Below are 12386 nucleotides of genomic sequence, written 5' to 3'. Positions count from 1 at the left end.
GGCGGGAGTCTGTCTTACTATACAAACAAAGCCGAAATCACAGCTTGCTTACTCCTGCGGGATCACCTTGGCGATATAAGGCAGGTTGCGGTACTGCTCGGCGTAGTCGATACCATAACCGACCACGAATTCATCAGGAATAGTAAAACCGACAAAGTCTACCGGTACGTCGACTTCGCGGCGGTCCGGCTTGTCCAGCAGAGTACAGAGAGTCAGGCTCTTTGGCTCACGCAGCAGCAGCATTTCGCGTACCTTGTTGAGCGTGTTGCCCGAGTCAATCAGATCTTCGACGATCAACACATCACGATCGGCGATTTCCGACTGAACATCTTTGAGTATCTTCACGTCTCTGGAGCTGGTCATGGCATTGCCATAGCTGGAAACAGACATAAAGTCGATCTCTACATGGCCCTTAATCCGACGGCAGAGATCGGCCATAAAGACCACTGAGCCCTTGAGCAGGCCGACCATCAGCAACTTGTCGGCATTGGCATAATGCGCATTGATGCGCTCGGCTAATTCATCCAGTTTCTGGTTGATCTCTTCTGCCGAGATCATCACTTCGGTGGTGTGTTTCATATCACTCTCAATTGTCGATCTCACTGTCTTTGGGTTTGTCATAACCCCAGCGATCCGTTAATGCATGTTCGACACCCAGATGATCAAGGATCCGGGCGACCATGAAGTCTATCAGATCTTCAATGGATTTGGGATGGTGATAAAAGCCGGGTGCGGCCGGCATTATGATGGCGCCCAGTTGGCTGAGTTTCAACATATGTTCAAGATGAATGGCGTTGAAAGGTGTCTCTCTGGGCACCAACAACAACTGACCGCGCTCCTTGAGCACCACATCGGCGGCCCGCTCCAGCAGGCTGTTACTCATGCCGGTGGCCACCGCAGCCAGGGTGCCGGTTGAGCAGGGACAGATCACCATCTGCTTAGGCGCCGCCGAGCCGGATGCCGGCGGAGAGAACCATTCATCCTTACCCAGTACCCTCAGCTCACCGCCTTCGGGAAACAGTTTTCTGAGCTGCTCGGTGGCCTTGTCCGGCGCGCTGCTGAGTTTGAGCCCATGTTCCGTTGCCAGCACCACCCGAGCGGCGCTGGACACCATCAGAAAAACCCGAAACTCGGCCTTGAGCAAGCACTCCAGCAGCCTCAGCCCATAGGGCGCCCCAGAGGCGCCGGTCCAGGCGAGGCTGATACTCTTAATCTGCTGATATTTCACGCTTTGACCTCGCCACTTCTGGCTTTAAGGGCCTGGAGCAACTTTTGATGCAGGCCGCCAAAGCCGCCATTGCTCATGATCAGCACGGTATCGCCGGGCTTGGCTTCACCACTGACCTTGGCCACTATCTCATCTATGTCGTGCAAAACCTGCACCGGCAGCGGCGCCGCCTGCATGGCCGCGGCAATATCCCAATCGATATTATCCGCCTGATACAACACAGCCTCATCGGCCAGGGCCATGGAGTTGGCCAGTGTGTCTTTATGCACCCCTTGCTTCATGGTGTTGGAGCGGGGCTCGAGCACGACGGTGATTTTGCCCTGGCCCACCTTGGCGCGCATTCCCTGAAGAGTTGTGGCGATTGCCGTTGGGTGATGGGCAAAGTCGTCATAAACGCTGACACCCTCTACGCTGCCCAGCAACTCGAGACGGCGCTTGGGCGGGGTAAAGTCTGCCAGCGCCTTGAGTGCATCTACCGGCAAGACCCCGACATGACGCGCCGCGGCTATCGCCATAGTGGCGTTGTCTATGTTGTGACGCCCAATCAGGCCCCAGCTCAAAACGCCCTGGGATTCACCGCGGAAAAACAGTTCAAACTCGTGACCATCGTCTGCCAGCATCCTGGCACTCCAGTCACCCAGGCCCGCTTCATGGCTCAAGGTTTCCTGCTCACTCCAGCAGCCCTTGGCTATCACGCCGGCAACCGCCTGGCTATCTTGCGGCCAGATCACCCGGCCATCCCCCGGCACGATTCTGAGCAGATGGTGAAACTGCTTCTGTATCGCCTTGAGATCGTCGAAGATGTCGGCATGGTCGAACTCCAGGTTGTTGATCACCAGGGTTCTTGGCTGATAATGCACAAACTTGGAGCGCTTGTCGAAGAAGGCGCTGTCATATTCGTCGGCCTCGACCACAAAGAAGGGTGACTCGCCCAACCTGGCCGAAATGCCGAAATTCTGCGGCACCCCACCAATCAAAAAGCCAGGTTGATAGCCGCAGGCTTCGAGGATCCAGGCCAACATGCTGGCGGTTGAGGTTTTGCCATGGGTACCGGAAACGGCCAATACCCAGCGTTCGGGCAATATATGGTCATGCAGAAACTGCGGGCCCGAGGTGTATTTCAGGCCGCGGTTGAGTACGGCTTCCACACAGGGGTTGCCGCGGCTCATGGCATTGCCTATCACCACGAGATCCGGCTCGGGATCCAGCTGTGACGGGTCAAACCCTTGAATAAGGTCTATCCCCTGCTGCTCAAGCTGGGTACTCATGGGTGGGTAAACATTGGCATCGGAGCCGGTGACCTTATGTCCCATGGCGCGGGCCAGCAGCGCCAAGCCCCCCATAAAAGTGCCACAGATCCCCAGAATATGTACGTGCATTAAGGCCATCCTTCTGCAGTGAGTCCGCTCACCCACGTTGGGCGAGTTTGCATGCCGCTCATTGTACCTATGCCACCGGCAAGACGCGAGAGGCCTCTGCCTGCTGTTCAGCTTTCTCTCATCTCCGCTAAGCAATGTGATTAATAGATAAAGGAATTTTCCAAAATCTGAACCGGTCACTGGTCAGGACAAGTCTGCGCGTTTAAAATGCCCACAGCCTACGCAAATGCGATTAGCATCAGGAAAGCAGCATGCAGTTAACGGAAGAACTCCAACATCTCAGGCGCGAGCTTGAAGATCTCAAACTCAAAGAGACGAACCTGGAAATCAGGACAGATATCCGCCTCGACGCGATAGAGCAAAGAATCGAAGCTTTGTTTATGGCGCTCAATCAGCTTGCCGAAGAGCAAGCTCAGCCTTTGACGCATGAAGTTGCCGAGCCATCAGCAATGCCTGGGCCCAATGAGCCTCAGGCCGAGCCCAAAGCTGCTAACTTCTCCTCGGAGTCACAGACCCAGCGCCAAGATGCCTGGCAGCGCAGGGCCGATATTCAGCCTATCGAGCACCCCAAGCCGGCACCAGCTGATACGGCAGCAACGCCAGTTGCAACCAAAGCGCAAACCGCATCAAAACAAACCTCCGCCCAAAGAGTACCGCCCCAAACACAAGAGGGTCGAGAGCAGCAGACTCCCAACTGGGGGCGCAAGTTTGATCAGGCTGTGGCCGCTTTTTTTGCCGCTATGCTGAGCCCGCTGCTGGGGCTCTTCGCACAAGCCAAAGATTTTTATCAGCACTATCAAGCCAAAGGTCAGGGCCCGGTGTTTATGATGACCCTGGCCGGGATCATCGCCATGACCCTGGGCTTTGGTTATCTGCTGCAGTATTCCATGAACCACTGGCTGTCGGACACAGGAAAGGCCTTGACCGGCTTTGTCTGCGCCAATGGCATTCTGGCCTTGGGGGCCTTTATCCGCAAACGGCAAAGAACAATGGCCGATTTCGGCTCGGGTCTGGTGGGCCTTGGGCTGATTATCAACTATCTGTGTGCCTATTTTGTCGGTCCCTACTTCGAGCTGGTACCGGATGGCGTCAGCTATCTGCTGCTGTTGCTTATCACTGTGGCCGGTTACAGTCTGGCGCTGAAACTGGAAGCCAGAGTCATCAGCATAGTCGCCTTGCTGGGTGGATCCCTGGCACCACTGATGCTGCTTTCCGGCAGTCAGGCGCCTTTGATGTATCTGCCCTTCCTGCTGCTGATTGGTGGCTGCTCTTTACTCTTGAGTCACAAGATACGCTGGCCTGTGCTGCTGGAAACGACAGCCATACTGCACATAGCCTGTATCGAGAGTCTGAGTTTCTTTGTCGAGCTGCCGCTGCAAGGGCAAGGGATATTGGGAGTTCTGGCGCTCATCTCCCTGCATGGCCTCTTCTATGGTTATGGCCTTGGCAGCCTTTGGCTGTTTGGCCGGGAAGGCCTCAGCCACAGACTGCTGGCTCTGCCGGCGGCCTTGCTGGCCTTTTTGGTCTATAGCCTGAGTCAGTTCAGCCCCCATGCCGGCGAGCTGCTGCTGGCCAACGCCGCCGTGCTTATCGGACTGTCGCTCTGGCTTAAACAAGACAAACAGCTGCAGACGCTATTGTGGTTGGCGACCGGTGCCTGTCTCGGTTTTGCCGCACTCAGCCTGCTCAGTGGTGAGCTGCTGGGGCTGGTGTTACTGCTCGAAGCCTTGCTGTTGATGTGGCTAGGTTGCCGAGAGCAGCAAGCCTCGCTGCGAATCGAGGCCATCACCCTGCTGGTTCTGGGACTGGTCATCAACCTATTGGCCCTTGGCGATATGATCAATGAAGCGCCGGCGCTCTTGTCACTGCCGCTGCTGGCTTGGGGGCTAAGCACGCTTACCTTGTTTGGCTTTAACCAACTGCTGGGCAAACAGCCCGAGCTCAGCCGCTGGGAGCAACAACTGCTGCAGCTGGGACGCGAGCTGGCCAACGTGCTGCTGGTGTCTTTAGCCCTGGTTAGCACCTGGCTGATGAGTGAACACTACTTCCTGGTGATAATTCCCGGATTGAGTCTGACCTTGCTGCTACTCGCGCGCAGGCAACAACTCAGGGTCAGCGAGGCCTTGGCCTGGGCCTTGTTGTTACCGCTGGCGGCTCAGGTCATCTTCGCCGTTGTGGATGTGCATAGCCTGAGTTTCCGGGCTCAGCCGCTGTATGCGCAAATCGCCAGGGTAGAGCTGTTCCTCTGTCTGTTACTGGCCTGGTATGCATACCGGCGCTTCCATCCCAAGGGCGAGCTTAAGCGTTTGGCCTGGTACACTCGCCTGGCCTGCCTGGTGCTCTTGCCACTGCTGTGGCTGCCCAAAATCGCCCTTCGTTTTGAAGATTGGCTGGCCCCGGCCTTGTGGTTATCCTGCTTTGTCAGCTTGGTATTGGCCCGCAAGTTCAGGCAGCCGATACTGAAACGCGAAGCGGATGTGCTGCTGGTGCTGGCTATAGCCCAAACTGCTGTTGCCTGCCTGGCAGGACAATGGCCCGGGCTTATCGCACTGCTGCTGGGCAGTCTCTATTCTGGTCTGCTGCTGTGGCGCTATCCATCCTTGCCAAGGCTCTGGCAAGGCCCCTGCCGACTCGGCTGGCAGTTGTCACCCTTCTATGGCGCGCTGCTGCTGGCGGTGGTCAGCCACAGCCTGGAGGTCTTGTTCAGCCACACGTTGGCACTGAGCAGTGTGGTGCTGAGCGGCTACTTCTTTATCCTGCTCAGCCGCAAACCGCTCAAAGCTCTGCGCCCGGGTTACCTCTTTGCCTTTGCCAGCTTCTTTATCGCCTTGCTGCTGCCCTGGCTCAGTTGGCTCGACAGCCTGCAGTCGTTGCAGCTCGATGCCCTGACCCGGCCCTCTGAACCTTGGCTGATGGCGCTGGCACAAGCTTGCAACCTGGCCTTGCTGGCGCTGTTTATCCGTAAACGACCATTGGCCATGAGACGCTATCGTCAGCAATTGCCGACCAATATGGTGTTTATCGCCTGGCATGCCCTGTTGCTGCTGGCCTATCTGCCTCTGGCCTACCAGATGCCAACCGGATTCGATGCCACCTTAAGCACAGTGCTCATGGTGTCCCACGGCTGCTGGCTGATGTTCCTCAGCCTGCGTCCCGGCTGCCAGATTATGCTCAAACTGGCCGCGGGTCTGTTTGCCATCAGTTGCCTCAAGGTATTGCTGCTGGATATGGCCGCCGCCGATCTGCTGCAAAAGATCATCGTCTTTATGCTGATTGGTGCCTTGCTGCTCGGGGTGGCTTACTTCTACCAGAAGTCCAGAGCCCGGTTGCTGTCACAATAATGGCTTATATGACGGCTCGCGCGACAGCCACAAAGGCGCAAAGCCATTAACAAAAACCATTAAGAAAAAGCCATTAAACAAAAGCCCCCGTATTGGCGGCGGGGGCTTTTCAGACAGTTAGTCTGTGCTTACAACAGATCGGCTTGCAACAGATGTGTTTAGCGACCGACTCCCCCCTGGGAAGCTTCCAGCGCCTGGGCCACATCGCTGATGATGTCGTCTATATGCTCAATTCCCACAGAGATCCGGAGCAGATCTTCACTCACCCCGGCGCGAGCCAACTCCTCGGCGTTGAGCTGCCTGTGGGTCGTGGTGGCAGGGTGACAGGCCAGTGACTTGGCATCGCCTATATTCACCAGACGCAAGATCATCTGCAGCGCATCGATAAAGCGCCCGCCGGCCTCTTTGCCCCCCTTGATACCAAAGCTGATAATGCCGGACGCCTTACCTGAGGTGATTTTGTCGCAATTGGCCTTATAAGGGCTGTCTGCCAGGGCGCCATAATTGACCCAGCTCACCAGCGGATGGGACTGCAGGTAACTTGCCAGCGCTTCGGCATTACTGCAGTGGCGCTCCATCCGCAGGCTCAAGGTCTCCAGCCCCTGCAGCAGTAAAAAGGCGCTGTGTGGTGATAGAGCCGCGCCGGTATTACGCAGCGGCACCACCCGGCAACGGCCGATATAAGCCGCCGCGCCGAAGGCTTCGGTATACACCACCCCATGGTAGGAAGGGTCCGGCTGATTGAGTACTGTAAATCTGTGTTTATTGGCGACCCAGTCAAACTTGCCCGAATCGATGATCACCCCGCCCACTGTGGTGCCGTGACCACCGACATACTTGGTGAGCGAGTGGACAACGATATCGGCGCCATGTTCGAAGGGGCGGCACAACACAGGGGTCGCCACTGTGTTATCCACCACCAAGGGCACACCATGTTTATGGGCAATTTCTGCCAAACGTGCAATATCGACAATATTACCGGCGGGGTTGCCTATGGATTCACAAAACACCGCCTTGGTGCGTTCATCGATAAGCGACTCCAGGGTATCGAAGTCATCAAACGACGCCATGCGCACCTCAACCCCCTGGCGCGGCAGAGTATGGGCGAACAGGTTATAGGTGCCGCCGTAGAGCTGGCTGCTGCTGACTATGTTGTCGCCCACTTCCGTCAGCGCCTGCAGCGCATAGGTGATGGCCGCCATTCCCGAGGCCAGTGCCAGCGCGCCAATGCCGCCTTCGATGGCCGCCATTCTGGCTTCGAGCACGGCGTTGGTGGGGTTCATGATGCGACTGTAAATATTGCCGGGCACCTTGAGGTCAAACAGATCGGCGCCGTGTTGGGTATCGTCGAAGGTATAGGACGTCGTCTGATAGATGGGCACCGCCGCCGACTTGGTGGTGGCTTCCGATTCATAACCATGGTGCAACGCCAGGGATTCCAGTTTCATCTCGCGCTCCTTGATGACAGATAATGCTGACTGAATGAGTGAGCAATCAAATTAACAGACAGACATCCAGATGTCCAAACAAAAAAACCACCCCTGAGGGTGGTTCTTGCCAGGCGCGATTAGCTGTCTTTTATGGCTTGGCCTTGAAGCTCGCCAGCCAACCCACTATCGCGCCGCCCAGACCGATGGCAAACACTGAATAGGCTATGATGCAATAGTGCGCCATATTCATGCCAAACAGTGACCAGTCATCTTCACCGCAGCCGCCGGTAGGCGCGAACTCAAATGGCAGCCACTTATCCAGCGGCAAGCCCAGAGGGAAGTGTGGCTCGGTGGAGCAGGCAGAGCCTGCCGCCGAACCCGCCTCGGCAAAGAAGTCCATCGACTCATTCACTACCAGGTGCGCGGCGTCGTGGATATTCATCAGTTGAATCGACCAGGCCATTCCCTGGATCACACCGTAGAGTGCCAGGGCAACCCCCAAGGCCTTGAGTAAATGATTCTTCGGATTGATCAAAATGATGGCACCGGCCAGCACTATGCAACATTGGCTGAAGCGTATGTAAACGCACAGTTCGCAGGGATCCATCTCCAGAAATACCTGAAAATAGCCCATGGCGGAAGCGAGCAAAAAAACCGCCGCGCCCAGCATTATGCTCCAGAGTATTCGCCCCTGTTGCCAGCGGGCCAGTGTGGGAACGGGAGCCTGGGTAAACTCCCGAAACAGCATACTCAATTTATTCATCAGTAACTCCTTACTTGGCGGCCAGTTCAGCCACCAATTCATCGAGCATCTGCATGCTGCGAATAGACTTGGTGTTGATCAAGTACTTGCCATTGACCACCAGTGCCGGGATCCCCTGGATCTTGGCGACGTCCACACCTCTGTCCCATTTGCTCAAAAGTTGTTGCACCTCAGGGCTATTCTTGGCCGCATCAAAACCGGCGCGATCCAGGCCGGCAGCTTTGAGGCCAAAGTCGATGACTTCATCGGCAGAGGCAAAGCGGGCCTTGTCGTCATGATACTTCTTGTACAGTGCCATCTTGACTGTCTTGAAAGCCTGCTCGGATTGGGTTTGGGCATAAGCCAGCACCAAGGCTTTTTCCATGCCGAATGGCGGCTTTGTGGTGATGTGATAATCATCGAAGGTCACTCCCTTGGGCAGATTTTTCACCATGCCGGGGATCACTGCCTTGTCGTACTTGTAGCAGAAGGGGCAGTTGACCGAATACACCTTCACCACTTGATTGGGGGCATCAAAGCTGGCGGCCCCCAGCAGTTGATAGTGTTCGCCTTCATTATATTTGGCGGCAGAAACAGAGCAGGACAATAACAGGGCACTCAGTGCCAACAGACTTTTCTTCATCATGATACGGACTCCAAACAGGCGGCAGCCCGGCTGCCGCCACAACAATAATTAACGATTAAACATGCTTTCAGGGTGAACCACAGTAGAGCGATAGCCAGGCTCGTGTTTCATCAAAGTCTTAACCTTGATTTCAACCTTGACCTCATTGCTCTTGGGATCCACTTCGGTGATCCAATGCTCAGGAGCCTTATCCCCTTCCAGCAGTCCGGCAGAAGCCGAGGCCATAAACATGGTCTTGTGATCTGCTTGCCACTCTGTGATGGAGGTGATTGGGCTATACCACTCGTACCCCCGCTCTTTGCCGTACTCCCAGGTCTGCTGCACTGTCATCTTGCCCATGTCGACCTTGTACTCGACGCCACGGGAATACTTCATGGTCGGCAGCGCAGGTTGTTCCAGACCGCGGCCATCACCGTTGTCAAACACTGTGACTGTGCCCCTGTCCGGTACCGGCCAGGCGGTGTGCTGAGTCCAGGTCCAGTCAAAGTTGCCTTCGCAGCCCTTGGCGTCACACTTGAGTGCCCGACCTTTGGGATCAACGGGTTTCAGTACCTTGGCGGCAAGTTCTCCTTTCCAGCCTTCGGGGGTGCCGAGGATCCACTTGACCTTATTATCACGGCCAACCTTAATCACTGCAGACTGGTGGCGTGAGCTGACAATAATGCTGTCATCGGCCGGGTCATAACCTATGGAGTTGATATGCAGCCAGTTGCGGCCGGTTCCGACCCCGGCAACATCGCCGTAGGGTTCGCTGGCCAGCTCTTCGGCGGTCTTGGTTTCACCGGCCTTGGAGACATCCACGTTCAGGCAAACCGCCCCCATATCCAATGACTTGAGCACAGTGTCACGCATAGGGTCGAGTATCTTGTTGAAGTCCCAAACCTTAACAACATCACCGTTCTGATCCACTTCAATCACATGGTCGCGCACTGTGTCGACCTTGAGGCCATCCGGCGTGACATAATCACGCTTACCCACCCTCAGCAGCAGGTGACCATTGGGCATTTCGGTGATCTCATGAGAGAAACCGTTGAAGCCCCGCGGGAGTTCGCGCTTGAAGATAGGCTTGCCGATAAAGTCATACTTGGCGTAGTAAGGCACCTGGAACCCTTGATGCAATTCAAACATCAGCCCCTGACCAAAGATCAGCTTGCCATCACGGGTCTGCTTGAAGGACATGGAGCCGCCCGGACGGTCATAGATAACATCGCTGTTCAGATGCCAACGCACATCGCCGTTGGTATCTATGATGTTCTGGGTCGGGATCCAGTCCCAGTGGTCACGGATATTGGGTGGGATCACCTGACCATCAACCAGATAGAATCTGTCTTCAAAACCTTTGGCGACTTTGACCGGCTCATACTCATACTGGGTGCGGGCATTGCCGTCGATATGCAGGTGAGGCAGTGCGCTGGTGCGGATCTTGTATTCCTCGGTCACTGACTTACCGGCCAGTTTGTAGCTGACCTCAACCCGGTTCAGATAATCGGGATAGAGGCCAAATACCGGAATACCGCTGTGGGTGTTGAGTTGAGTCAATCCCACAGGGTACTGAATATCAATCCCTTTCTTTCCCTTACCTTTTACTGTGACCTTGACGTCACTGATGGACTTGCCACCGAGATCGATCACCGCCACCAAAGGGCTGAACTTGTAAGGATCCACATAGACATATCCCAACTGTCCCTGAGGTATGGCACTGGAACTGGTACCCGGCAGATCGCCGCCGGCAATCACCTGGGTTGAGAAACCCGTCAATGTCAGACTGGATGCCGCCAACATTAAATAACACAGTCTCTTCATTTTCATCTTGTCACCTTCCAATTAGAGTTGATATTGCAGGGAATAAAAAATAGCGTCGTGATATCCTTGTTTTCCTAAGTTATTTTCTGCATACCGATAACTCAGGATAAAACTCAGATTTTTGGTAAAAGACCAATTAACAGATAAAGCTCCATTAAAACCAAAATCCTTTCCATCACCAGATAACACCAAATAATCATCTTCGCGATTAAAAAAGTGCTCTTACCACCAGGTTAATTTAAAGTCTTGCTTAAATAGATTTAGCTTATGGCTTGCCAGAAAATAAACATAGCCACCGTTGAAACCACCTTCAAAGTCGGCATCAAAGCTTTTATAAGTGGCATCGACAAAATGTCCGGCCAGAGCAACTTGTAGATAGGTGTCGCCATAACTCTTGTCCCAGCTCAGTCCCAACATGGTGTTGGTTTCGCCCCAACTGGGTTTACTCTTATCAAACACTTGGCCGTAGAGGTTCCAATCTGTTTCCCCTAAGTTAATCTGACCTATCACATTGATCTCTGTGCCGTAGTAAGCTCCATCGTCCGGATCTTCCCACTTTACATGGCCATAAATATCACCATACTCGTTGCCAACGGCACCTTTCAGAGTGATAAAAGGATTATTGTCTTTGGCCTCGCCAAAATAATCCGATGCTTTGGATTGCCAATCCATCATCCCGGCTTCGACCGCCAACATAGCCGCCTGACAGTTGCCACCAAGACAGACAGAAATAATTAATGGGCATAACAATTTATTGTTCATATTCAATCCTTCCTTCCCGACTCAAGTTAATTATTTACAGAAGCAGAAATGAATAGGTGAACTGAATCACATGAAAATGTGTATTTTATTTTTTTGTTAAAGGATTTAATAAGGATCATCAAAAAATAAAATTTTATTTTTTGATGAGCGGGATCACAAAGAGCCAATTAACACACAAAAACTTTTATTCTCCAACTTATAATAAACCAACACTTTCTTGAGTATTGTAAAATGGATAAGCCCGAGCATAACCGTATACGGGAAGCTATTTTGGATTTGGCAGAGTCTGTTATTGCCAAAGAAGGATTATTGTCACTAAAAGTATCAGACATCACCAAGGGATTGGGCATATCCACAACTCTGTTCTACAGCATCTTCAAGACCAAGGAAGATATTCTGGTAGCTCTCACCTGTCGCGCCTTTGACCAGGTACTTGGGCTTCGCTGGTGGCTCAATCTGGAGGGTTACTCAGGATTGGAGAAATTTATCGCCTATATTCTCAATGAGATCCAATTTACCGAGACCTACTGCCTGCGCAGCTCCATCTCCACCATCTCCTGCAACAGGTTGATCTTCAACAAGGCCAGTGCCACTTATCTTCGTAACCTGAATCGACTGGCCATGGATTATTGGGAAACTCCGCTCCAACTTCTGGCTCAAGCAAAAGAACAGCAGGAGATCTTGGCCAGTGATGTGCAGATCCAGCAGTTTTGCCATCTGTTATGCACCTATCTGAGAGGCCGAGAGTTAGTGGGAAACACCTACGCCGGTAAAGAATACAGCCAGGATGTCAGGTTTGATAATGCTCGGCTGCTCACTCAACTACTTAAAGAGTTGTGCCCTGGCAAAAGGCTAAATCCCCAAACCCTTGCCAGGGCGCAGCAGTTGCGTCGCGAATTACCCCAGCACAGAGCTCAACGCCAACAGCAGCTGAACACTTGAGCTAAACCAAAGTTCTTCGGTAATAGCATCGCAACCGAGATTTAAGCCGCACAGTGCACAAAATCAACATAGAAGTAAAAACATCTAGACGTCTAAATTGACAGGCGACTGGC

Annotated in this window: 10 protein-coding genes; 2 read left to right on the top strand and 8 right to left on the bottom strand. The window is 53.8% G+C overall.

What is annotated here, in order from left to right:
- Window positions 1-48 precede the first annotated feature (48 nt).
- From hpt to mpl, 3 genes are read right to left on the bottom strand one after another with little or no spacing between them, the layout of a single operon-like run.
- Complete coding sequence (gene hpt / locus ACMHXE_RS05250) at window positions 49-579, bottom strand: hypoxanthine phosphoribosyltransferase (protein WP_025010043.1); 531 nt, start codon at window positions 577-579, stop codon at window positions 49-51.
- Window positions 580-586: 7 nt separating this feature from the next.
- Window positions 587-1228, bottom strand: a complete 642-nt coding sequence (locus tag ACMHXE_RS05245) for a flavin prenyltransferase UbiX (RefSeq protein ID WP_025010042.1) — start codon at window positions 1226-1228, stop codon at window positions 587-589.
- Window positions 1225-2607 carry a UDP-N-acetylmuramate:L-alanyl-gamma-D-glutamyl-meso-diaminopimelate ligase gene (mpl, locus tag ACMHXE_RS05240; RefSeq protein ID WP_101053715.1) on the bottom strand — a complete coding sequence of 461 codons (1383 nt, stop codon included), beginning with the start codon at window positions 2605-2607 and terminating at the stop codon, window positions 1225-1227. Before mpl ends, ACMHXE_RS05245 begins: the two co-directional genes overlap by 4 nt.
- Window positions 2608-2858: 251 nt before the next feature.
- Here mpl and ACMHXE_RS05235 point away from each other — a divergent pair, with 251 nt between their 5' ends.
- A complete protein-coding gene (locus tag ACMHXE_RS05235) occupies window positions 2859-5948 on the top strand; it encodes a DUF2339 domain-containing protein (protein WP_413731580.1) in 3090 nt (1029 codons plus the stop codon).
- A 158-nt stretch (window positions 5949-6106) separates the two neighbouring features.
- Here the strand turns inward: ACMHXE_RS05235 and ACMHXE_RS05230 are convergent, their stop codons facing one another.
- From ACMHXE_RS05230 to ACMHXE_RS05210, 5 genes are all read right to left on the bottom strand, one after another.
- Complete coding sequence (locus ACMHXE_RS05230) at window positions 6107-7396, bottom strand: O-acetylhomoserine aminocarboxypropyltransferase/cysteine synthase family protein (RefSeq protein WP_101053722.1); 1290 nt, start codon at window positions 7394-7396, stop codon at window positions 6107-6109.
- Between the two features lie 130 nt (window positions 7397-7526).
- Complete coding sequence (locus ACMHXE_RS05225) at window positions 7527-8141, bottom strand: disulfide bond formation protein B (RefSeq protein ID WP_101053725.1); 615 nt, start codon at window positions 8139-8141, stop codon at window positions 7527-7529.
- A gap of 10 nt (window positions 8142-8151) precedes the next feature.
- Complete coding sequence (locus ACMHXE_RS05220; RefSeq protein WP_224866143.1) at window positions 8152-8766, bottom strand: thiol:disulfide interchange protein DsbA/DsbL; 615 nt, start codon at window positions 8764-8766, stop codon at window positions 8152-8154.
- Window positions 8767-8814: 48 nt separating this feature from the next.
- Window positions 8815-10575 carry an aryl-sulfate sulfotransferase gene (locus ACMHXE_RS05215; RefSeq protein WP_234556916.1) on the bottom strand — a complete coding sequence of 587 codons (1761 nt, stop codon included), beginning with the start codon at window positions 10573-10575 and terminating at the stop codon, window positions 8815-8817.
- Between the two features lie 216 nt (window positions 10576-10791).
- Window positions 10792-11331 (bottom strand): hypothetical protein, encoded by a 540-nt coding sequence (locus ACMHXE_RS05210; protein WP_413731577.1) that lies wholly within the window; start codon window positions 11329-11331, stop codon window positions 10792-10794.
- A 231-nt stretch (window positions 11332-11562) separates the two neighbouring features.
- Between ACMHXE_RS05210 and ACMHXE_RS05205 the strand changes: the two genes are divergently transcribed.
- Entirely contained in the window at window positions 11563-12273 is a 711-nt protein-coding gene (locus ACMHXE_RS05205; RefSeq protein ID WP_165565555.1) for a TetR/AcrR family transcriptional regulator, read from the top strand.
- Window positions 12274-12386: the final 113 nt, after the last annotated feature.

This window comes from Shewanella sp. BJSY2023SW007, assembly GCF_047314525.1.
GTDB lineage: Bacteria > Pseudomonadota > Gammaproteobacteria > Enterobacterales > Shewanellaceae > Shewanella > Shewanella chilikensis.
This window is presented reverse-complemented; position numbering and strand designations above follow the sequence as displayed.

Excerpts from the sequence above, each read along its gene's own strand:
- ACMHXE_RS05220 (WP_224866143.1), bottom strand. The coding sequence starts at position 8,766 with ATGATGAAGAAAAGTCTGTTGGCACTGAGTGCCCTGTTATTGTCCTGC.
- ACMHXE_RS05205 (WP_165565555.1), top strand. The coding sequence starts at position 11,563 with ATGGATAAGCCCGAGCATAACCGTATACGGGAAGCTATTTTGGATTTG.
- ACMHXE_RS05235 (WP_413731580.1), top strand. The coding sequence starts at position 2,859 with ATGCAGTTAACGGAAGAACTCCAACATCTCAGGCGCGAGCTTGAAGAT.
- ACMHXE_RS05230 (WP_101053722.1), bottom strand. The coding sequence starts at position 7,396 with ATGAAACTGGAATCCCTGGCGTTGCACCATGGTTATGAATCGGAAGCC.
- ACMHXE_RS05215 (WP_234556916.1), bottom strand. The coding sequence starts at position 10,575 with ATGAAAATGAAGAGACTGTGTTATTTAATGTTGGCGGCATCCAGTCTG.
- mpl (WP_101053715.1), bottom strand. The coding sequence starts at position 2,607 with ATGCACGTACATATTCTGGGGATCTGTGGCACTTTTATGGGGGGCTTG.
- hpt (WP_025010043.1), bottom strand. The coding sequence starts at position 579 with ATGAAACACACCACCGAAGTGATGATCTCGGCAGAAGAGATCAACCAG.
- ACMHXE_RS05210 (WP_413731577.1), bottom strand. The coding sequence starts at position 11,331 with ATGAACAATAAATTGTTATGCCCATTAATTATTTCTGTCTGTCTTGGT.
- ACMHXE_RS05225 (WP_101053725.1), bottom strand. The coding sequence starts at position 8,141 with ATGAATAAATTGAGTATGCTGTTTCGGGAGTTTACCCAGGCTCCCGTT.